Annotated in this window: 19 protein-coding genes and 1 pseudogene; 11 read left to right on the forward strand and 9 right to left on the reverse strand. The window is 72.5% G+C overall.

The window, feature by feature from the left end; genetic code table 11:
• Window positions 1-102 precede the first annotated feature (102 nt).
• Window positions 103-996 (reverse strand): AraC family transcriptional regulator, encoded by an 894-nt coding sequence (locus tag HA039_RS28330; protein ID WP_167034175.1) that lies wholly within the window; start codon window positions 994-996, stop codon window positions 103-105.
• Between the two features lie 155 nt (window positions 997-1,151).
• Complete coding sequence (locus HA039_RS28335; RefSeq protein WP_167034176.1) at window positions 1,152-1,862, reverse strand: 2-phosphosulfolactate phosphatase; 711 nt, start codon at window positions 1,860-1,862, stop codon at window positions 1,152-1,154.
• Window positions 1,863-2,356: 494 nt separating this feature from the next.
• Here HA039_RS28335 and argC point away from each other — a divergent pair, with 494 nt between their 5' ends.
• From argC to HA039_RS28360, 5 genes and pseudogenes are all read left to right on the forward strand, one after another.
• Complete coding sequence (argC, locus tag HA039_RS28340) at window positions 2,357-3,394, forward strand: N-acetyl-gamma-glutamyl-phosphate reductase (protein ID WP_167034177.1); 1,038 nt, start codon at window positions 2,357-2,359, stop codon at window positions 3,392-3,394.
• A complete protein-coding gene (gene argJ, locus HA039_RS28345) occupies window positions 3,391-4,572 on the forward strand; it encodes a bifunctional glutamate N-acetyltransferase/amino-acid acetyltransferase ArgJ (protein WP_167034178.1) in 1,182 nt (393 codons plus the stop codon). Before argC ends, argJ begins: the two co-directional genes overlap by 4 nt.
• Window positions 4,569-5,576: an acetylglutamate kinase gene (argB, locus tag HA039_RS28350; RefSeq protein ID WP_243869785.1), complete on the forward strand. Its 1,008-nt coding sequence runs from the start codon at window positions 4,569-4,571 to the stop codon at window positions 5,574-5,576. Before argJ ends, argB begins: the two co-directional genes overlap by 4 nt.
• Before the next feature lie 47 nt (window positions 5,577-5,623).
• Window positions 5,624-6,792 (forward strand): annotated as a pseudogene (locus HA039_RS28355) (acetylornithine transaminase).
• Window positions 6,789-7,325 carry an arginine repressor gene (locus HA039_RS28360; RefSeq protein WP_167034179.1) on the forward strand — a complete coding sequence of 179 codons (537 nt, stop codon included), beginning with the start codon at window positions 6,789-6,791 and terminating at the stop codon, window positions 7,323-7,325. Before HA039_RS28355 ends, HA039_RS28360 begins: the two are co-directional and overlap by 4 nt.
• Window positions 7,326-7,434: 109 nt before the next feature.
• Here HA039_RS28360 and HA039_RS28365 read toward each other — a convergent pair whose 3' ends face one another.
• The 5 genes from HA039_RS28365 to HA039_RS28385 form a co-directional block, all read right to left on the reverse strand.
• Window positions 7,435-8,490 (reverse strand): PfkB family carbohydrate kinase, encoded by a 1,056-nt coding sequence (locus HA039_RS28365; RefSeq protein WP_167034180.1) that lies wholly within the window; start codon window positions 8,488-8,490, stop codon window positions 7,435-7,437.
• The gene (locus HA039_RS28370; protein ID WP_167034181.1) at window positions 8,487-9,503 is read right to left on the reverse strand and encodes an ADP-ribosylglycohydrolase family protein; all 1,017 of its coding nucleotides are present in this window, start codon (window positions 9,501-9,503) and stop codon (window positions 8,487-8,489) included. The genes HA039_RS28365 and HA039_RS28370 overlap by 4 nt, the downstream gene beginning before the upstream one ends.
• Before the next feature lie 52 nt (window positions 9,504-9,555).
• Window positions 9,556-10,275 (reverse strand): GntR family transcriptional regulator, encoded by a 720-nt coding sequence (locus tag HA039_RS28375; RefSeq protein WP_167034182.1) that lies wholly within the window; start codon window positions 10,273-10,275, stop codon window positions 9,556-9,558.
• A 118-nt stretch (window positions 10,276-10,393) separates the two neighbouring features.
• On the reverse strand, window positions 10,394-11,110 hold the full coding sequence (locus HA039_RS28380; RefSeq protein ID WP_243869787.1) for a L,D-transpeptidase family protein: 717 nt from the start codon (window positions 11,108-11,110) through the stop codon (window positions 10,394-10,396).
• A gap of 138 nt (window positions 11,111-11,248) precedes the next feature.
• Complete coding sequence (locus HA039_RS28385; RefSeq protein WP_167034183.1) at window positions 11,249-11,830, reverse strand: pyridoxamine 5'-phosphate oxidase family protein; 582 nt, start codon at window positions 11,828-11,830, stop codon at window positions 11,249-11,251.
• 176 nt (window positions 11,831-12,006) lie between these two features.
• Between HA039_RS28385 and HA039_RS28390 the strand changes: the two genes are divergently transcribed.
• Both HA039_RS28390 and argH read left to right on the forward strand, forming a co-directional pair.
• Window positions 12,007-13,200 (forward strand): argininosuccinate synthase, encoded by a 1,194-nt coding sequence (locus HA039_RS28390; RefSeq protein ID WP_167034184.1) that lies wholly within the window; start codon window positions 12,007-12,009, stop codon window positions 13,198-13,200.
• Window positions 13,201-13,287: 87 nt separating this feature from the next.
• Complete coding sequence (gene argH / locus HA039_RS28395) at window positions 13,288-14,715, forward strand: argininosuccinate lyase (RefSeq protein WP_167034185.1); 1,428 nt, start codon at window positions 13,288-13,290, stop codon at window positions 14,713-14,715.
• 35 nt (window positions 14,716-14,750) lie between these two features.
• Here argH and HA039_RS28400 read toward each other — a convergent pair whose 3' ends face one another.
• Window positions 14,751-15,257: an HAD domain-containing protein gene (locus HA039_RS28400; RefSeq protein WP_167034186.1), complete on the reverse strand. Its 507-nt coding sequence runs from the start codon at window positions 15,255-15,257 to the stop codon at window positions 14,751-14,753.
• Window positions 15,258-15,345: 88 nt separating this feature from the next.
• On the opposite strand from HA039_RS28400, the gene HA039_RS28405 reads away from it, so the two are divergent.
• Complete coding sequence (locus HA039_RS28405; protein WP_167034187.1) at window positions 15,346-15,894, forward strand: TetR/AcrR family transcriptional regulator; 549 nt, start codon at window positions 15,346-15,348, stop codon at window positions 15,892-15,894.
• Window positions 15,891-17,435: an MFS transporter gene (locus HA039_RS28410; protein ID WP_167034188.1), complete on the forward strand. Its 1,545-nt coding sequence runs from the start codon at window positions 15,891-15,893 to the stop codon at window positions 17,433-17,435. The genes HA039_RS28405 and HA039_RS28410 overlap by 4 nt, the downstream gene beginning before the upstream one ends.
• Before the next feature lie 49 nt (window positions 17,436-17,484).
• On the opposite strand, the gene HA039_RS28415 is transcribed toward HA039_RS28410, so the two are convergent.
• Complete coding sequence (locus HA039_RS28415; protein ID WP_167034189.1) at window positions 17,485-18,156, reverse strand: lysophospholipid acyltransferase family protein; 672 nt, start codon at window positions 18,154-18,156, stop codon at window positions 17,485-17,487.
• 280 nt (window positions 18,157-18,436) lie between these two features.
• Here HA039_RS28415 and HA039_RS28420 point away from each other — a divergent pair, with 280 nt between their 5' ends.
• Together HA039_RS28420 and HA039_RS28425 are read left to right on the forward strand one after the other, a co-directional pair.
• On the forward strand, window positions 18,437-19,591 hold the full coding sequence (locus HA039_RS28420) for a glycerophosphodiester phosphodiesterase (protein ID WP_167034190.1): 1,155 nt from the start codon (window positions 18,437-18,439) through the stop codon (window positions 19,589-19,591).
• A gap of 148 nt (window positions 19,592-19,739) precedes the next feature.
• Entirely contained in the window at window positions 19,740-20,297 is a 558-nt protein-coding gene (locus HA039_RS28425) for a sigma-70 family RNA polymerase sigma factor (RefSeq protein WP_167034191.1), read from the forward strand.
• Window positions 20,298-20,305 lie beyond the last annotated feature (8 nt).

Below are 20,305 nucleotides of genomic sequence, written 5' to 3' on the forward strand. Positions count from 1 at the left end.
CGCCGAGTCTACGAGGATCACCGGCCCCGCTTCCCGGCCTGTGGACAACTCCCTTCCCCGCCCGTGGACAACTGCCGGTGACCGTCGATCGGCGAAGGGTGATCAGTCCTTCTCCCGCTCCACCGGCAGCCACAACTCCGCCTCCGCCTCCGTCCCGTCCGCGGACGGGCGGGTGCGCAGGATCTCCGGGCCGGGGCGGGTGCGGTACGGGTTCGCCGGGAACCACTCCGCGTACACGTCCCGCCAGAGGTTCTGGATCGCCTCCGGCACCGGTCCCGAGGCGGTGAAGACGGCCCAGGTGCCGGCCGGAACGGCGAGAGTGGTGACGCCCTCGGGCGCCTCGGCGACCCCGGATGCCCCGGTCGCCCCGGCGGAGGTGATCACCCCGAGGTAGTAGTCGAGTTCGGTGCCCTCGGCGCGGCCGGGATCGAGGTCGTCGCAGACCGCGACGATGCCCCGCGGCTCCTGGTCGGACAGCTTCTCCAGGCGTTCGCGCACCCCCGGATCGATCCCCCGGACGAAGTCGATGATCGCCTGGTTCGGCCCCACGTGCACCAGGGGGACCCGGGCCTTGAGGCCGACAACGGCGAAATCCGGCCTGTCCACGACGCGATAGCGCATGCTGCTGCTTCCTTCGACGGTGAGGCGGAAGGTCAACCGGGGCTGGGAGACGAGCGCGGCACCGGTACGGCGCGCCTCGCCGGGGCCGACGCCGTGCACCGCGCGGAACGCCCGCGCGAACGCCTCGCCCGACCCGTACCCGTACCGCACCGCGATCTCCAGCAGCGAGTCACGTCCACCGAGCACCTCGGCGCCCGCGACGGTGAGCCGGCGCCGCCGCACGTACTCCGAGAGCGGCATGCCGGCGAGCGCGGAGAACATCCGGCGCAGGTGGTACTCCGAGGTGGCCGCGGTGCGCGCCCATCCGGCCACGTCCACGGTCCCGGCGAGGTCGCCCTCGATCTGTTCCATGACCCGGTTCAGCCGTTCCAGCACGCCCGGCCCCCTTCCTCTTGACGACCACCACGCTAGGAGACCCACCTCCCCCCGCACCCGACATCCTGTGCCCGCTTCTGTCGGCCACGGCCGCGGCTTGTTCTGCCGCCTTCGGCGGGTGTGAGGCCGGGGGTACGAGGTGTACGCGGCCGCTCTCAGCCGAGACCGGCCGCGAGGTCCGCCACCGCAACCGCCGCCGGAACGGCGCGCAGCACCATCAGGTCACCCTCCCGGCGCGCCACCATCGCGAACGGGAAGCGGTCGACCTCCAGGCAGAGCGCGACGTCGTCCGGGTGGTACCCGCTCCGCAGCCCGGCGGCGAGGTCCGCCGCCGCCCGGGAGGCCTCCGCCCGGCGCACGTACGGGGACACCTCGACCTCGTCCCCGGTCAGGCACCGGCCGATGTACTCGGCGCAGGCGAGGTCCTCGTCGGCCCGCCCGTCCTCGCCGGTGACGACGAACGTCACCGGCCCGGAACCCCCGGCCCGCAGGAAGCGCGCGGTCGCCCCCGCCACCACGAAGCTCGCGCACAGCACGAGCGGCGCGTCCGCGACGGCCAGCGCGCCCACCGTCCCCGCCGTCGTCTTCTGCACCAGCGTGCGCCCGGCGAAGTCGCGTGACCGGAGCAGCCCGGGGGAGTTCACCGCGTCGAACCCCGCCGCCGGCGCGCCGTCCTTCAGCGCCAACCACCCCGGGTGCCGGGCCTTCAGGGCGAGAGCCTCACTCTCCGTCGAGGCCAGGACGATCCGCTCGACCCCGAGCGAGAAGGCCCAGGCGGCCACGGTGAACGCACGCATGACGTCGACGACCACCGCGACCCGAGGAACGCCCGCCAACTCCGGTATGCCGACGAAGTGATGATCCATCCCGCCATTCTGACCGCTGCCGGGCTCCGCCCCGGCCGGCGGGGCCCGATGTTGTGACTGAGCTCCTTGCCTGGCGGTACTCGCCAACTGGAACGCTCACCCCTGAACCGATCGTGAGCCATCCCGCCGCCCCATCACCCACGATCCGGCGCAGACGCCTGGCTACATCCCGCGCCTCAGGCCAGAGCGCTGGTACCGCGGGTCGTGCTGCCCGATGCCTGAGCGCCGGTGTGCAGATTGGCGCAGTCGGTCCCGAAAGCAGGGGAGAGGAAGTCACCAACGCCGCCGGCGACGGCGGAATCAGCAGCGAGGACGCTACCGGCCACGGCGGTAGCGACGAGAGTGGTGGCAGTCAGTGCACGGCAGTACGTCATGCCCGGTGAACGAGGCGCCGCACGCCCGGCCACGAACATCGACATCCTGGCGATCCGGTTCTCATTGCATAAAGCTGCGGCGGAACGTATAGTCATGCCATTGCCGAGGAGGGCGTTTCGATGGTGGCACAGACCGTACGTGCAGCGGTGGCCGGGGCGAGTGGGTATGCGGGTGGGGAGTTGCTTCGGCTGCTCCTCGGGCATCCCGGGGTCCGTATCGGCGCCCTGACCGCGAACTCCAACGCCGGGCAGACGCTCGGGAGCCTGCAACCGCACCTCCTGCCGCTGGCCGGCCGGGTGCTGGAGGCGACGTCCGCCGAGGTGCTCGCCGGGCACGACGTCGTGTTTCTCGCGCTGCCCCACGGGCAGTCCGCCGCCGTCGCCGAGCAGCTCGGCGACGAGGTGCTCGTCATCGACGTGGGCGCCGACTTCCGGCTCAAGGACGCCGCCGACTGGGAGAGGTTCTACGGCTCCGCGCACGCCGGCACCTGGCCCTACGGGCTCCCCGAACTGCCGGGCGCCCGCGCCGCGCTGGAGGGGTCCAAGCGCGTCGCGGTGCCCGGCTGCTACCCGACCGCCGTCTCGCTCGCGCTCTTCCCCGCGTACGAGGCGGGCCTCGCCGAGCCCGAGGCCGTCGTCGTCGCCGCGTCCGGCACCTCCGGCGCGGGCCGGGCCGCCAAGCCGCACCTGCTCGGCTCCGAGGTCATGGGCTCCATGTCCCCGTACGGCGTCGGCGGCGGACACCGCCACACCCCGGAGATCGTCCAGAACCTCAGCGCCGTCGCCGGCGAGCCCGTCACCGTCTCCTTCACCCCCACCCTCGCCCCCATGCCCCGCGGCATCCTCGCCACCTGCACCGCCAAGGCGAGGCCCGGCACCACCGCCCAGGCCGTACGGGACGCGTACGAGAAGGCCTTCGCCGACGAAGCGTTCGTCCACCTGCTCCCCGAGGGACGCTGGCCGGCCACCGCGTCCGTCTACGGTTCCAACGCCGTACAGATCCAGGTCACGTACGACGAACACGCGAACCGCATCATCGCGATCAGCGCCGTCGACAACCTCACCAAGGGCACGGCCGGCGGTGCCCTCCAGAGCATGAACATCGCCCTCGGCCTCCCCGAGGACACCGGACTCTCCACGATCGGAGTGGCACCTTGAGCGTCACCGCAGCGCAGGGATTCACGGCAGCGGGCATCGCCGCCGGGATCAAGGAGAACGGCAACCCGGACCTGGCCCTCGTGGTCAACACCGGCCCGCGCCGCGCCGCCGCCGGTGTCTTCACCTCCAACCGCGTCAAGGCCGCGCCCGTCCTCTGGTCCGAACAGGTCGTCAAGGGCGGCGAGATCTCCGCCGTCGTCCTCAACTCCGGCGGCGCCAACGCCTGTACGGGTCCCCAGGGCTTCCAGGACACCCACGCCACCGCCGAGAAGGCCGCCGAGGTGCTGAGCGCGGCGGGCGGCGCGGCGGGCGGCGCCGAGCACAGCGCCGGCGAGATCGCCGTCGCCTCCACCGGGCTCATCGGGCTGCTCCTGCCGATGGACAAGCTCCTGCCCGGCATCGAGAAGGCCGCCGCCGAACTCTCCCCGCACGGCGGCGAGAAGGCCGCCATCGCGATCAAGACCACCGACACCGTGCACAAGACCGCCGTCGCGGGCGGCGACGGCTGGACCGTCGGCGGCATGGCCAAGGGCGCCGGCATGCTCGCCCCCGGCCTCGCCACCATGCTCGTCGTCCTCACCACCGACGCCGACGTCGACAGCCCCGCCCTCGACACCGCGCTGCGCGCCGCGACCCGTACCACCTTCGACCGGGTCGACTCCGACGGCTGCATGTCCACCAACGACACCGTGCTGCTGCTGGCCTCCGGCGCGTCCGGGGTGACGCCCGCCCAGGACGAGTTCGCCGAGGTGGTACGTACCGTCTGCGCCGACCTCGCCCGGCAGCTCATCGGGGACGCCGAGGGCGCCTCCAAGGACATCAGGATCGAGGTCGTCCACGCGGCGACCGAGGACGACGCCGTCGAGGTGGGCCGCTCCATCGCCCGCAACAACCTCCTCAAGTGCGCCATCCACGGCGAGGACCCCAACTGGGGGCGCGTGCTGTCCGCCATCGGCACGACCGGCGCGGCCTTCGAGCCCGACCGGCTGAACGTCGCCATCAACGACGTCTGGGTCTGCAAGAACGGCTCCGTCGGCGACGACCGCGACCTGGTCGACATGCGCTTCCGCGAGGTGCGCATCACCGCCGACCTCGCCGCCGGCACGGACTCGGCCGTCATCTGGGCCAACGACCTCACGGCCGACTACGTCCACGAGAACAGCGCGTACAGCTCATGACCGACGACCGGCCCGCCGTCCCCAAGGCCCGCAAGCACACCGCCCTGCCCAAGGCGCAGATCCTCATCGAGGCACTGCCCTGGCTGACCCGGCACCACGGCAAGACCGTCGTCATCAAGTTCGGCGGCAACGCCATGATCGACGAGGACCTCAAGGCCGCCTTCGCCCAGGACGTCGTCTTCCTGCGGCAGGCGGGCCTCAAGCCGGTCGTCGTGCACGGCGGCGGCCCCCAGATCAGCGCCCAGCTCGACCGGCACGGCCTGGTCAGCGAGTTCAAAGCGGGCCTGCGGGTCACCACACCCGAGGCGATGGACGTCGTACGGATGGTCCTCGCCGGACAGGTCCAGCGCGAGCTCGTCGGACTGCTCAACCAGCACGGACCGCTCGCCGTCGGCATGACCGGCGAGGACGCCCACACCATCACCGCCGTCCAGCACCGCCCGCTGATCGACGGCGAGTTGATCGACATCGGCCGCGTCGGCGAGATCACCGCCGTCGACACCGGAGCCATCGAGGCGCTCCTCGGCGACGGCCGGATCCCGGTCATCTCCTCCATCGCCCGCAGCGCCGACGACGGCCACGTCTACAACGTCAACGCCGACACCGCCGCCGCCGCGCTCGCCGCCGCCCTCGGCGCCGAGACGCTGATGGTCCTCACCGACGTCGAGGGCCTGTACGAGGACTGGCCGAACAGCGACGACGTCATCAGCAGGCTCACCGCGAGCGAGCTGGAGAAGCTGCTGCCCGACCTTTCCAGCGGCATGGTGCCCAAGATGGAGGGCTGCCTGCACGCGGTACGCAACGGCGTCACCACCGCCCGGGTCCTCGACGGGCGCGTCCAGCACTCGATCCTGCTGGAGATCTTCACGGACGAGGGCATCGGCACGATGGTCGTGCCCGACGCCCCGCAGGACCCGAGCACGGACGCGGGCGCAGACGCAGGCACGGACTCGGAAACACTCACAGGCTCGGAAACAGTCACGGACGAAGGGGGAGCACGGTGAGTACGGTGACCGGCAACGAGGGACTCGTACAGCGCTGGCAGGGCGTGATGGCGGACAACTACGGGACGCCGCGGCTGTCCCTGGTCCGCGGCGAGGGCGCCACCGTCTGGGACGCCGACGGCACCCTGTACCTCGACTTCGTCGGCGGGATCGCCGTCAACGCCCTCGGCCACGCCCACCCGGCCGTCGTCGAGGCCGTCTCCCGCCAGATCGCGTCGCTGGGCCACGTCTCGAACCTCTACCTCGCCGAGCCGCCCCTCGCCCTCGCCGAGCGCCTGATCCAGCTCGCCGGCCGCCCCGGCCGGGTGTTCTTCTGCAACTCGGGCGCCGAGGCGAACGAGACCGCCTTCAAGATGGGCCGGCTGACGGGCCGTACCCACATGGTCGCCACCACCGGCGGCTTCCACGGCCGGACGATGGGCTCGCTCGCCCTCACCGGGCAGGAGCCCAAGCGGACCCCGTTCGTCCCGCTGCCCGGCGACGTCACGCACGTCCCCTTCGGTGACGTGGAGGCGCTGCGGGCCGCGGTCACCGAGGAGACCGCCTTCGTGATCATCGAGCCGATCCAGGGCGAGATCGGCGTGATCGTCCCGCCCAAGGGCTACCTGGAGGCGGCCAGGGAGATCACCCGCGCCACCGGCACGCTGCTCGTCCTGGACGAGGTGCAGACGGGGATCGGGCGGACGGGCCACTGGTTCGAGTACCTGGCACACCAGGGCGTCGAGCCCGACGTCGTCACCCTCGCGAAGGGCCTCGGCGGCGGGCTGCCGCTCGGCGCGGTCCTCGCGTTCGGCCCGGCCGCCGACCTGCTGCGGCCCGGTCAGCACGGTACGACGTTCGGCGGCAACCCGGTCGCCTGCGCCGCCGGGCTCGCCGTCCTCGACACGCTGGCCGCCGGCGGTCTCCTCGACCAGGTGAAGCGGCTCGGCGAGCGGCTGCGCGACGGGATCGAGGGACTGGGCCACCCGCTGGTCTCCCATGTCCGTGGCGCGGGCCTGCTCCTGGGTATCGTGCTCACCGGGCCGCTCGCACCGCAGGTGCACCGGGCGGCCCAGGACGCCGGTCTCCTGGTGAACGCGCCCGCCCCCGACGTCGTACGACTGATGCCCCCACTGATCATCGGCGACGACGAGGTCGACAGGTTCCTCCAGATCCTGCCCGGTGTCCTCGACACGGCGACGGGGACGGACGATCCGGGGAAATGAGACAACGATGACCGAGGCCCAGGAACCTGAGCAGGGCGGGCAGTCCGTGCCGCAGACACGGACGGCCCGGCACCGCCGGATCGTCGACATCCTGAACCGGCAGCCGGTGCGCTCGCAGAGCCAACTGGCGAAGCTGCTCGCGGACGACGGGCTGAACGTCACGCAGGCGACACTCTCGCGCGACCTGGACGAACTGGGCGCGGTGAAGATCCGCAACACCGGCGGTGAGCTGATCTACGCCGTGCCCAGCGAGGGCGGGTTCCGCACGCCCCACGCGCCGCTCGGGGAGTCGGCCAAGGAGGAGCGGATGCGGCGCCTGTCCGGCGAACTGCTCATCTCGGCCGAGGCGTCGGCGAACCTGGTGGTCCTGCGGACACCGCCGGGCGCCGCGCAGTTCCTGGCGTCGGCGATCGACCAGGCGGAGCTGAGCGACGTCCTGGGTACGATCGCGGGCGACGACACGCTGATGCTGATCAGCCGGGACCCGGCCGGGGGGCAGGCGTTGGCGGAGCACCTGCTGAAGCTGGCGCAGAACGACCGCTGACGGGGCGTTCGAACGGGGCGCCATGCCAGGGGTGTCATGCCCGGGGCGTCCCGTCCGGGGTGCCCCGCGTCCGGCCCGCGCCGCTCACACGCCGGCCCGCTCGCGCCGCTCACGCGCCCGTCGACCCGTGCCCGCCCTCGCCGGACGAGCCGCTTCCGGCCGCCCCGAACAGCCGTACCGCCAACGGGTCCTCGCCCAAGAACGCCCTCAACTCCGCCCGGTCCGGGGCGGTCGCCGGACCCCGCCGCGCCACCGCGTACGCCGCCGCCGCGTTCGCGCCCCGGGCCGCCGTCAGCGGGTCGAACCCCTGGGCGAGCAGCGCCAGGAACGCGCCGACATGCGCGTCCCCCGCCCCGCTGCTGTCGACGGCGCGCACCGGGAAGCCCGGCACCCGCACCGGTTCCGCGCAGGCCGCCGCCAGCCAGCAGCCGTCCTTGTCCACCCGTACGAGCACCCCGCCGCCCGGAGCCAGCCGCTCGCGCAGCGCGGACGCGGCGGCGCGGGGGTCGTCGAGCCCGGACATCAGCCGGGCCTCGCGGGCGTTGGCGCTGAGCCAGTCCGTACGGGCCAGCACCGGGCCGAGCACGGCCTCCGGGATGTCCGCCACCAGCGGCGCCGGGTCGAGGCAGACGACGACGTCCGGGGGCAGGAGCGCCGTGAGGCGGGCCAGCAGCGGGCCGTTCACCGGCATGACGAGCCCGTAGCCGGAGAGCTGCACCAGGTCACCGGCCCGTACCTGCCCCGCCACCGCCGCGGCGTCCGCCTCCGTCATCTCCGCGTCCACGCCGAAACTGGTGACGAAGGTACGTTCGCCGCCGTCCTCGACCAGCGCGACGGTGAAACCGGTGTCGCCGTCCTCGCGCACCGGCAGCACCAGTTCGATGCCCTCGGAGGCGAGCGCCTCGCGCACGAGTTCACCGTACGGGCCCGTGCCGTGCACCCCGGCGAACACGGACTCCGTACCGAGGCGCCGGGCGGCGGCGAGCGTGTTGAACCCGCCCCCTGCGGTCAGTTCGGTACGCGTCCCGATGACGTCCCCGCCCCGCTCGGGCAACGCGGGGATCTCGATCACCAGGTCGGCGATGACGTTCCCGGCGAGGACCACGCGGGGACCGGCCCGGCCGTTGCCGCCCCGCCGGGCGCTCCCCGCACTCCCCGCGCTCAACACTCCACCCCCCGGACCGCGTTCCGCAGTGTCAGCAGGCGGGTCACCAACGGCTCCAGCTCCAGGTCGTTGACGGTACGGAGGGTCGTCACCGCCTCCGCCGGGAGCGCCGCGTAACCCGTGACCGAGCCGGCCACCGCGCCCGCGATCGCGCCGATCGTGTCGCTGTCACCGCCCAGGTTCGCCGCCAGCAGGGCGGCCCGCCACGGGTCGCCCTCCGCCACCGTCAGGACCGCGAACGCCGCCGGTACCGACTCCTGGCTCGCCACGCTCGTACCGACGAGGTCCACGATCCGGTCGAGCGCCGCCGCGTCCGGCAGGTCCCGCACCAGCGCGCGGGCCCACTCGATCCGCGACGCGATGCCCGCCCCCGCGATCCAGTGCCCGCGCCCCGCGCCCGCCCGGGCCGCCGTCACCGCCGCCGCCACGACCTCGTCCAGCGTCCCCCCGGCCACCCCGGTGCTCACCGCCGCCGCGACGGCCGCCGCGCCCCCGATGCCGACGGTCGTGTCATGGGTGACCTGGCAGGACTCCACGACCCGGTCGAGGAAGTCCGCCGTGGGCGCGGCCGGAAAGGCGATCCCGACGGGCGTGACCCGCATCGCGGCGCCGTTGGTCGAGCCGTACCGCCCCGCCTCCTCGGGCGGCACCCCCCGCGCGACCGCGTCCAGCGCGGCCTTGGTGGAGGGGCCGAGCAGGTCGAAGGAGCCCTTGGCCTTCATCTCCGCCTCCCACGCGAGCAGCTCCCCGGCGAACCGGAGCGGATCGATCCGCCCGTCGCCCTCGTCGATCAGGCGGCCGACGATGACGGCCTGGTCCGTGTCGTCGGTGACCGAGCCGGCCGGCATCCCGGCGCTGACCGGGTTGTCGGGGAGGGCGGGCTCGAAGCCGGAGACGGTGCCGTAGACCCGTACGACCTCCTCCCGGGACATCATCTGCGTGGGCATGCCGAGGGCGTCGCCGAGGGCGAGTCCGTAGTACGCGCCCAGGGCGCGGTCCAGCTGACCGGTCACAAGGGGTCCGAGGGGTTCAAGGGGTCTCACAGGAGGTCTCCGTCTCCCCGCCTCACGAGACGCCCCCTCGTCCCGAGCGGACGCGCAGTTCGAAGCGGGCGGGATCGAGCAGGCTGGTGATCTGTTCCACGACCGAGCCGTCGGCGGCCCGGAAGACCTGGGCGAGGTGCAGGAACGGCGTACCGGGGGAGCGGCGCAGGACGGCGGCGTCCGCCGCGTCGAGCGCGCGCACCGACACCCGGCCGTCGCCGCTGTCGGGTATCCGGCCCGCCGCGACGAGCGCCCGGTTCAGCGACCCGCCGTCGAGCCCCCGCTCCGGGAGCCCGGCGAGGGCGCCGACGGCGGGGACCCGGCTGCGTTCGAGCGAGATCCCCTGCCCGTCGGGCAGCCGCCGGACCCGGTCCAGCGCCACGAACACGCTGGACGGCGTGCCCAGTTCACCGGCCAGCCGCTGGTCCGTCACGTCCTTGAAGAGGAGGATCTCCGTGGACAGCTCGACGTCCGCGCCGGTCAGCGCGTGGGTCCAGCCGAGCGGGTTGTCGAGCGGCGTCCCGTCGAAGGTGACGAACGACCCTATGCCCGCGTGCGTGGAGATGAGCCCCTGCTCGCCGAGGACCTGGAGCGCCTGGCGCAGGGTCGTACGGCTCACGCCGAAGCGCTGCGTCAGCGCGTGCTCGCCGGGGAGCCTGCTGCCGTCGGAGTGCACCCCGGCGCGGATCTCGTCGGCGAGGGCGCGCGCGATGTGCTGATGCTTGTGAACCTGTCCAGGCATGTATGAACCTTAAGGGGGAGAGCTCCCGACGGTCCAGAGCCCCCGCCCGAAGCCCGCTCCAGAGCCCTCCGCCCGAAGTCCGGTCCGCAGCCCCCCGGCGACGCCCCGACCCGCCCCCTCAGTAACGCGTGATCGCAGTCCCGCCCGTCCGCGTCCCCACCGCCAGGTGCGGCGACCGGCGCGGATCGGCCCAGGCCAGGATGCGGCGCATCGCGTCGGCCGGTACGGACACGCAGCCGGCCGTCGCGCCCTTCCCGTTGACGTGCAGGAAGATCCCGGCGCCCCGCCCCCGGACCGGCCGCTCGTAGTTGTAGCCGGTGACCAGGGCGCGGGCGTACTGCGTCGGATAGTCGGCCAGCCGCTCGGACTCGCCCGCCCGGCAGTCCCCGGGCAGCCCCTCGACCCAGCGGTTGTACGACCGCGACGCGGTGTCCTCGCACCACCAGGACGCCTGCGTCACCCGGCGGTAGCGGTACGACGTCCCGGCGGGCGGCGCCGCGACCCCGAAGGCGTACGGCAGGTCGAAGAGGCCGGTCGGGGTGGTCGAGGTGCCCTGCTCCCGGCGCGTCCCCTCGACCAGCCCGCGGGCGCCGAAGCGCGCGTCCGCCGACCCGGCGGCCACCCACCGCCCGCCGCGCAGGTCCCACCAGGTCACCCGCCCCGTGGTGGACCGGAGGTCCGGCGCCTCCGCGGTGATCAGCTGGCTGCCGCCGCCGGTGTCCGCCATGCGCGCGGGCAGGGGCGGTGCGGGCCCCGCGCCCGTCACGGCGATCGCGGCGAGCAGGGCGGCGGCGAGCACCACGGCCTTCCGGCCGTACGGGAGAGCGTTTCGCATGCTCGGGACGGTACGGGCCGGCCCGGCCCACGGCCCCCGGGAGGCCGCCACCCTCACCCGTACGGGACTCCGGACCGCCCGTAAGGGCGCTCAGGCACCGAAGCGCCGACGTACCCAAACACCGAAGCGAGCAACCGCTCAAGCGGTCCGCGCCGGCAACGGCAGCGGCAGCGCGGGCAGCCCGTCCAGGCTCACCCCCACGTGGTCCTTCTTCTCGCAGTACGCGGCGAACTCGTCGTCCGTCTTCCGCCCGAAGTGCTCGGCGTGCTGCGTGCGCTCCTCCCGGTAGTCCATGAAGGGCACCGCGAACCCGCAGGCGTCACTGATCCGTACGGCATGGACGACGATCACGGCCCGCGCGGACGGCCCGTCCGCCGCCCCGAAGCGCGGGACGTACTCCGCCCACCGTGGATCGTCCCGGAAGATCGCCTCGCCCCTGCCGTGCACCCGCAGGACCTTCGGCGGGCCGCTGAACGCGCACCACATCAGCGTGATGCGCCCGTTCTCCCGTACGTGCGCGAGGGTCTCGGCCCCGCTGCCGCCGAAGTCGAGATACGCGAGCGTCTCCTCGTCCAGCACGACGAGGCTGCCCGCGCGCCCCTTGGGGGAGAGGTTGACGTGTCCGTCGGCCGCCAGGGGCGCGGTGGCGGTGAAGAAGACGGGCTGTTCCTCGATGAAGGCCCGTATCCGGCCGTCGATCCGTTCGTAGAGCTTTCCCATGCCACGATTGTCGCGGGCACCCCCGCTCGGCGGGAGAGGGCGTACCGGCCCCGAGCCGTACCCACCCCGGGCCCCCGGCGCGGACCCCTGGCACGGCCCTGACGAGGCACTTTGACAAAGCATACGGCCGACTGCATAGTTATACCCATCAGTGAATGCACCGTAAGGAGAAACCCGTGACCGAGCGCGTCGTACTCGCCTACTCGGGCGGCCTGGACACCTCCGTCGCCATCGGCTGGATCGCCGAGGAGACGGGCGCCGAGGTCATCGCCGTTGCCGTGGACGTCGGCCAGGGTGGCGAGGACCTGGACGTCATCCGCAAGCGCGCGCTCGCCTGCGGTGCGGTCGAGGCCGAGGTCGCGGACGCGAAGGACGAGTTCGCCGAGGAGTACTGCCTCCCGGCGATCAAGGCCAACGCCCTCTACATGGACCGCTACCCGCTGGTCTCGGCCCTCTCCCGGCCCGCGATCGTCAAGCACCTCGTGGCCGCCGCGCACAAGCACGGCGCCGGCATCGTCGCCCACGGCTGCACCGGCAAGGGCAACGACCAGGTGCGGTTCGAGGCCGGCATCTCCGCGCTCGGCCCCGACCTCAAGTGCATCGCGCCCGTCCGCGACTACGCGATGACCCGGGACAAGGCGATCGCCTTCGCCGAGAAGGAGAACCTCCCGATCGCGACCACCAAGAAGTCCCCGTACTCCATCGACCAGAACGTCTTCGGGCGCGCCGTCGAGACGGGCTTCCTGGAGGACATCTGGAACGCGCCGATCGAGGACATCTACGAGTACACGCAGAACCCGGCCGTCCCGCGCGAGGCCGACGAGGTCGTCATCTCCTTCAAGGAGGGCGTCCCGGTCGCCATCGACGGCAGGCCCGTCACCGTCCTCCAGGCGATCCAGCAGCTCAACGAGCGGGCCGGCGGCCAGGGCATCGGCCGGATCGACATGGTCGAGGACCGGCTCGTGGGCATCAAGTCCCGTGAGGTGTACGAGGCCCCCGGCGCGATCGCCCTGATCACCGCCCACCAGGAGCTGGAGAACGTCACCGTCGAGCGCGAGCTGGCCCGCTACAAGCGGCAGGTCGAGCAGCGCTGGGGCGAGATGGTCTACGACGGCCTGTGGTTCTCCCCGCTCAAGCGTGCCCTGGACGGCTTCATCAACGAGGCCAACCAGCACGTCACCGGCGACATCCGGATGACCCTGCACGCCGGCCGCGCCGTCGTCACCGGCCGGAAGTCCGAGGAGTCGCTGTACGACTTCAACCTCGCGACGTACGACTCGGGCGACACGTTCGACCAGTCCAAGGCACAGGGCTTCATCGAGATCTTCGGCCTCTCGTCGAAGATCGCCGCCAAGCGCGACCTGGCCTGATCCCCTCCCACTCCGCACGGCGTCCGCCTCCCCGTTCCTCCGCGGCGGGGAGGCGGTGGCACTTCCCGATCCCTCTGAGGAGCAGCAGTGAGCAGCAACAAGGGTGACGTCCGGCTCTGGGGCGGCCGTTTCGAAGACGGCCCCTCCGCGGCGCTGGAGGCGTTGTCGGCGTCCGTCCACTTCGACTGGCGGCTCGCCCCGTACGACATCGCCGGCTCTCGCGCCCACGCCCGCGTCCTCCACAAGGCGGGACTGCTCACCGCCGACGAGCTGACCCGGATGATCGACGGTCTCGACCGCCTCGCGGCCGACGTCACCGACGGCTCGTTCGTCGCCACCGTCGCCGACGAGGACATCCACAGCGCCCTGGAGCGGGGCCTCCTGGAACGGGTCGGCGCCGACCTCGGCGGCAAGCTCCGCGCCGGCCGGTCCCGCAACGACCAGGTCACCACGCTCTTCCGGATGTACCTGCGCGACCACGCCCGGACCATCGGCGGCCTGATCACGGACCTCCAGCGCACGCTGGTCGGCCTCGCCGAGGCGCACCAGTCCGTCGCGATGCCGGGCCGTACGCACCTCCAGCACGCGCAGCCCGTCCTCTTCGCGCACCACATCCTCGCGCACGTCCAGCCGCTCTCGCGGGACGCCGAGCGGCTGCGGCAGTGGGACAAGCGCACGGCGGTCTCCCCGTACGGCTCCGGCGCGCTGGCCGGCTCCTCCCTCGGCCTCGACCCGGAGGCGGTCGCCGCCGAACTGGGCTTCGAGCGGGGCTCGGTGGGCAACTCCATCGACGGTACGGCCTCGCGTGACTTCGTCGCCGAGTTCGCCTTCATCACCGCGATGATCGGCATCAACCTCTCGCGGATCGCGGAGGAGATCATCCTGTGGAACACGAAGGAGTTCTCCTTCGTCACCCTCCACGACGCCTTCTCCACCGGCTCGTCGATCATGCCGCAGAAGAAGAACCCGGACATCGCGGAGCTGGCGCGCGGCAAGTCCGGCCGGCTCATCGGCAACCTGACGGGCCTGCTCGCCACGCTGAAGGCCCTGCCGCTCGCGTACAACCGCGACCTCCAGGAGGACAAGGAGCCGGTCTTCGACTCCTGCGAGCAACTGGAAGTGCTGCTCCCGGCGTTCACCGGCATGATGGCGACCCTGACCGTCAACCGCACACGGATGGAGGAGCTGGCCCCGGCCGGCTTCTCGCTCGCCACGGACATCGCCGAGTGGCTGGTCCGGCAGAACGTGCCGTTCCGGGTGGCCCACGAGGTCGCGGGGGAGTGCGTCAAGGAGTGCGAGGCGCTGGGCGTCGAGCTGGACCAGCTCACGGACGACCAGTTCGCCAAGATCTCCGAGCACCTCACGCCGGACGTGCGGTCGGTCCTCAACGTGGCGGGCTCGCTGGCGTCCCGCAACGGGCGCGGCGGTACGGCTCCGTCGGCGGTGGCCGTCCAGCTCTCCGAGCTCAAGGCCGACCTGGTGATCCAGGACGCGTGGGCGACCGCGAAGCGCTGATCCCCGCACGTCCCTTGCGGAGTCGCTTGGTTCAGTTACAGCGCCGCCGCCCAGTCCGCGAGCGCGTCGAAGTCCGGCCGGATCAGCCCGATCCGGGGATCGACGTACAGCAACAGGGCGGCGGCGAGGTGTTTCTCGTCCACCCACTCGTGGTCGAACGTCGTGATGTCGTCGTCCACCCAGGCGAACGGCCGCCCCGCCGCGTACTCCAGGATGTACTGCGTCTTCCAGAAGGTCCCGCGAGGGGCCCTTCCGTGCATCTGGGGCCAGTCGATGTACGGCAGTTCGGGCAGCCCGAGGTGCGGGCCTATCCAGTCGTTCGCCTCGCCCTTCCAGGTGGTGGCCCAGACGAGGTCGAACCACTCGGTGAGCGCGAGCAGTTCCACGCCGTGCTCGGGGTTGAGCCAGACCCGCAGTGCCTTGGTCTCCGTCCAGCCGGACGGCCGCATGCGGTGAGTGGTGTACCCGGCGGGTCGCCGGGTCGCCTGGGCCGCGTACGGGTTGAGTGGCCCGTCCACGTCGATGAGCAGCAGTGGCTTCATCCCACCATGATCGCGAACCGGCCCCCGTGCGGGGAAGGGGATTCCGAGCCATGAGACGTGAGCGTCTCATTTGGGTTATGCTCGTCTCATGACTGTGGACCGTGACCAGGTGCTCCGTACCGCCGCCGCCCTGCTCACCCGCAAGGCGACCGCCACCATGGACGAGGTGGCCCGCGCCGCCGGGATCGGCCGGGCGACCCTGCACCGGCACTTCGCCGGGCGGGACGCGCTGGTGAAGGCGCTGGAGGAGCTGGGCATCCAGGAGTTCGAGACGGCGCTCGACACCGCGCGGCTGGACGAGGGCGGGGCGGCCGAGGCGCTGCGGCGCCTGGTCGCGGCCGTCGAACCGGCCGCCGGGCTCCTCGCCTTCCTCGTCACCGAGAACCAGCTCTTCGAGGGCGAGGTCGACGAGGGGTGGAACCGTCTCGACGCCCGCGTCTCCGCGCTCTTCCGGCGCGGCCAGGAGGGCGGCGAGTTCCGGATCGACCTCAGCCCCGCGTGGCTGACCGAGGCGCTGTACGCCCTGATCGGGGCCTGTGCCTGGTCCGTCCAGGACGGGCGGGTCGCGGCCAAGGACTTCACGTACATGACCACCGAGCTGCTGCTCGGCGGAGCGCGACGGAGTACGGCCGCATGAGTACGCACCTGTTGGCGAAACCGGCCGGTCCGGCGCAGCCGGGCGGGCAACTGCCCCGCGCGGCCCGCTGGTTCGCGCTGGCCGTGCTGGTCCTCGCGGTCCTGCTGGTGGCCGTCGACGCGACGGTCCTCGGCCTCGCCACCCCGTTCCTCAGCGAGGATCTCCGGCCCACCGGCACGCAGTTGCTGTGGATCGGCGACATCTACTCGTTCGTCATCGCCGGGCTGCTCGTCTCGATGGGCAGCCTCGGTGACCGCATCGGGCGCAAGAAGCTCCTGCTGCTCGGGGCGACCGCGTTCGGCGGGGTGTCCGTGCTGACCGCGTACGCGTCGAGCCCGGAGATGATGATCGCCGCGCGGGCCCTGCTCGGGGTGGCCGGCGCGACGCTGATGCCGGCCACCCTCGCGCTGATCCGCAACATCTTCCCCGACCCGAGGGAGCGCAGCCTCGCCGTCGGCGTCTGGGGCGCGACCGCCTCGGCGGGGGCCGCCGTGGGCCCGGTGGTGGGCGGCTTCCTGCTGGAGCACTTCTGGTGGGGCTCGGTCTTCCTGATCAACCTGCCCGTGATGGCGGTCCTGGTGGTCGTCGGGGCGCGGCTGCTGCCCGAGTCCAAGGACCCTTCGCCGGGCCCCTGGGACCTGGTCAGCGTGGTGCTGTCCCTGGTCGGTGTGGTCGGGGTGGTGTACGCGGTCAAGGAGACGGCCGCGCACGGGATACGCGCGGAGGCCGCGGCGGCCGGGGTGGCGGGAGCCGTGGCGCTCTTCTGGTTCGTACGCCGCCAACTCACCCTGGCGAGGCCCCTGCTGGACATGCGGCTCTTCCGGAACCGGGGCTTCTCCGGGGCCGTGCTGGCCGACCTGCTGACGATCCTGGGGCTGTCGGGCCTCGTCTTCTTCCTGTCCCAGTTCTTCCAACTGGTCCAGGGGCGTTCCCCGTTGGAGGCCGGCCTCGCGGAACTGCCTGCCGCCGTCGGGGCGGTGGCCGCGGGGCTGCTGGCGGGAGTGGCCGCGCGCCGCTACTCGGTACGGTCCGTGGTGGCCGGCGGCCTCGCCGCGATCGGGCTCGCACTGGCCGCCCTGACCGGACTCGGCCCGGCCACGGGCTACGCGCCGCTGGGCGCGGTCCTGCTGGTCGTCGGCGTCGGCGCGGGACTGTCGTTCACGGTCACGGCGGACGTCATCCTCGCGGGCGTACCGAAGGAGCAGGCGGGCGCGGCGTCCGCGGTGTCGGAGACGGCGTACGAACTGGGCGCGGCGCTCGGGATCGCGCTGCTCGGCTCGATCGTGACGGGCGTCTACCGCGACTTCACGACACCCCCGGGCATCCCACCGGCCGCGGCGGCGACCGCACACGACTCCCTGGGCGGCGCGGCCGCGGCGGCGACCACCCTCCCCCCACCCCACGCCACAGCCCTGCTCGAAGCCGCCCAACACGCCTTCACAGACGGCATGCGCCTGGCGGCGGGCGCGGGCGCGGCGGTACTCCTGGCGGCGTCGATCGCGTCGTTCTTCCTGCTGCGCCAAGAGAAACTGGACGGCTGACGGGATCCGCCCGCCGCCCGCCCCAATCGTCCGTCCGGGTGGGGCGCGCCTACGCGGCCTTCGCCTTGCTCGCGTACATGTCCACGTACTCCTGGCCCGACAGCGCCATGACCTCGGCCATCACCGAGTCCGTCACCGCGCGCAGCACGTACCGGTGGCGGTCCATGCCCTCGTAGCGGGAGAACTCCATCGGCTTGCCGAAGCGGACCGTGACCTTGCCCGAGCGGGGCATGCCCTTGCCGTCGGGCTGGAGCTTGTCCGTGCCGATCATCGCGAACGGCACCACCGGCGCCCCCGTCTCCAGGGTCAGCCGCGCGATGCCCGTACGGCCCCGGTACAGGCGGCCGTCGGGGGAGCGGGTGCCCTCCGGGTAGATGCCGAAGATCTTGCCCTCGTCCAGCAGGCGGCGCCCCGTCATCAGCGCCGCCACCCCGCCGTGCCCGCCGTCGCGGTCCACCGGGATCATCCCGACGCCGGTGAAGAACCAGGCCATCAGCCGGCCCTTGAGGCCCTTGCCCGTGACGTACTCGTCCTTGCCGATGAAGAACACCTGCCGGTCACAGACCAGCGGAAGGATCATCGAGTCGATGAACGTCAGGTGGTTCCCCGCGAGAATCACCGGCCCGCTCGCCGGAATGTGCTCGGCGCCCTCCACGCGTGTACGGAACATCAGGCGCACGAGCGGGCCGAGCACTGCCTTGATGAGCGCGAAGCGGGACAACAGGTCCTCCGGCGTCGTGAATGGTCTCTGTGCAGGTGAGGACGATACTCGCGGGTCACCGGTTGCCGCACATCGGGTTCATCGACCCGATACCCAGTGTTGACCTGAGTTCGCGCCACGTTCGCATGCCATCTGCCGCGAAGAGGGGAGGAAAGCCTACGCTCGGGCCCCGTCGGACAGGTCTTGACAGGTGCGGGACATCACACCCCCGCCACGTCACCTCCTCGCGACACCGGACCCGCGGGACATCTCATCCGCGCGAACAGACCAAGGAGCGTTCATGACACAGGGTGCGCGGCACACGCCCGGACGGCGGACCGTACTGGGAGCGGCGGTGCTCGGCTCGGCGGCGGCCCTGGCGCTGCCCGCGGCGGCCCAGGCCGCGGAGCGCGGCACGGGCGGGCACGGCTCGTCCGGCGCCGAACTGCCCGTCCCGACGATCGTCGGCCACCGCGGCTCCAGCGGCTACCGTCCCGAGCACACCCTCGGGTCGTACCAGCTCGCCCTGGACCTCGGCGCGCACGTCATCGAGCAGGATCTGGTGCCCACGAAGGACGGCCACCTGGTGTGCCGCCACGAGAACGACATCACGGCCACCACGAACGTCTCCGACCACCCCGAGTTCGCGAGCCGCAGGACCACGAAGGTCGTCGACGGCACGAGCATCACCGGCTGGTTCACCGAGGACTTCACGCTCGCCGAGCTCAAGACGCTCCGCGCGAAGGAGCGCATCCCGGGCGTCCGCCAGCGCAACACCCTCTACGACGGCCGCTGGGAGGTCCCCACCTTCGAGGAGGTCCTGCGCTGGGCCGACGCCGAGGGCCGCCGCCGCGGCCGTCCCGTCTGGCTGTACGTCGAGACCAAGCACCCCACGTACTTCCGCGGCATCGGCCTCGCCCTGGAGGAGCGCCTCGCGAAGGTCCTGCGCCGGTACGGCCGCGACCGCAAGGACTCCCCGCTGCTCCTCCAGTCCTTCGAGCCCAGCAGCATGCAGCGGATGGCGAAGCTGGTCGGCACGCGCCGCGTGGTCCTGCTCGACGCGGCCGCGACCCGCCCCTGGGACTTCAAGGTCGCCAACGACCCGCGTACGGTCGCCGACCTGGTCACGCCCGCCGGGCTCAAGTGGATCGCGTCCTTCGCGCAGGGCATCGGCCCGACCCTGGACCTGATCATTCCCAGGGACGCCGCGGGCAAGCTCGGCACGCCCACCACGCTGGTACGGGACGCGCACGCGAAGCACCTGATCCTGCACCCGTACACGATGCGCAACGAGAACTCGTTCCTGCCCGCCGACTTCCGGCGCGGCACGGACCCGAACGCCTACGGCGACGCCTTCGGCGCCTTCCAGGTCTGGTTCGAGCAGGGCATCGACGGCATCTTCACCGACAACCCGGACACGGGCCTCCTGGCCCGCGAGGACTTCCTCGCCCGCTGAGCCCACCGAGTCGGCGCCGGGTGCCGTAGCTCCGCACCCGGCGCCGATCCCGCCCCCCCACGTCAGCTGCCCGCCCCGACCTCCCCCGGTCGGGTGACAGCGCGGCCCAGGGGCAACCGGCGGCGCGCGGCGGTGCGTCCCGTGCGGCATGAAGATCGCCGAAGCGGCCCGAGACCGCGAAGTCCTCTTCCACGCCCTGCGCCCGCTCGTCGCCGCCGAGGCCAGGGCCGAGGCGCCCGGTGCCGGCGTCGAGGCGCGGGATCTCGAACAGGCCGTGTGGGTAAGGCTGCTGGAGCGCATGGCGGGCGACGAGGGGCCGCCGCCCGACACCGTCCGCTGGGTCCGTACCGCCGTGCGCGCGGAGGCGCGGCACGGCCGCCGTACCGCCGCCCACGAACTCCCCTACACCCGCGCCCGACCCGCCGCCCCCACCCCGGCCGACCCCCGCTCCGACCCCGAACGCGCGGCACTGCGTGCCGACCGGAGGCGCGCCCTGCGCACCGCCGTGGGCCGGACACCCGGGCGCTGCCCCCGCCTGCTGACCGCGATGCTGTCGCCCGACGACCTCACCTACCGCGAAATCGCAGGGGAGTTGGGTATCTCACAGGGGAGTTTAGGGCCGATGCGTTCCCGATGCCTGGGATGCCTGCGAAGAATGCTCACACCGGAGATTGGCACCGCTGAACTTGGGGGAAAGAGGCGGTAGACAATCGG

Origin of the sequence: Streptomyces liangshanensis (assembly GCF_011694815.1) — a bacterium.
Classification (GTDB): Bacteria; Actinomycetota; Actinomycetes; order Streptomycetales; family Streptomycetaceae; genus Streptomyces; species Streptomyces liangshanensis.

Bases quoted from the DNA above. Each gene is read 5' to 3' on its own strand.
- argC (WP_167034177.1), top strand. From the start codon at position 2,357: ATGGTGGCACAGACCGTACGTGCAGCGGTGGCCGGGGCGAGTGGGTAT.
- HA039_RS28405 (WP_167034187.1), top strand. From the start codon at position 15,346: ATGACTGTGGACCGTGACCAGGTGCTCCGTACCGCCGCCGCCCTGCTC.
- HA039_RS28380 (WP_243869787.1), bottom strand. From the start codon at position 11,110: ATGCGAAACGCTCTCCCGTACGGCCGGAAGGCCGTGGTGCTCGCCGCC.
- HA039_RS28425 (WP_167034191.1), top strand. From the start codon at position 19,740: ATGAAGATCGCCGAAGCGGCCCGAGACCGCGAAGTCCTCTTCCACGCC.
- HA039_RS28335 (WP_167034176.1), bottom strand. From the start codon at position 1,862: ATGGATCATCACTTCGTCGGCATACCGGAGTTGGCGGGCGTTCCTCGG.
- HA039_RS28420 (WP_167034190.1), top strand. From the start codon at position 18,437: ATGACACAGGGTGCGCGGCACACGCCCGGACGGCGGACCGTACTGGGA.
- HA039_RS28410 (WP_167034188.1), top strand. From the start codon at position 15,891: ATGAGTACGCACCTGTTGGCGAAACCGGCCGGTCCGGCGCAGCCGGGC.
- HA039_RS28360 (WP_167034179.1), top strand. From the start codon at position 6,789: ATGACCGAGGCCCAGGAACCTGAGCAGGGCGGGCAGTCCGTGCCGCAG.
- HA039_RS28400 (WP_167034186.1), bottom strand. From the start codon at position 15,257: ATGAAGCCACTGCTGCTCATCGACGTGGACGGGCCACTCAACCCGTAC.
- HA039_RS28385 (WP_167034183.1), bottom strand. From the start codon at position 11,830: ATGGGAAAGCTCTACGAACGGATCGACGGCCGGATACGGGCCTTCATC.
- HA039_RS28375 (WP_167034182.1), bottom strand. From the start codon at position 10,275: ATGCCTGGACAGGTTCACAAGCATCAGCACATCGCGCGCGCCCTCGCC.
- argB (WP_243869785.1), top strand. From the start codon at position 4,569: ATGACCGACGACCGGCCCGCCGTCCCCAAGGCCCGCAAGCACACCGCC.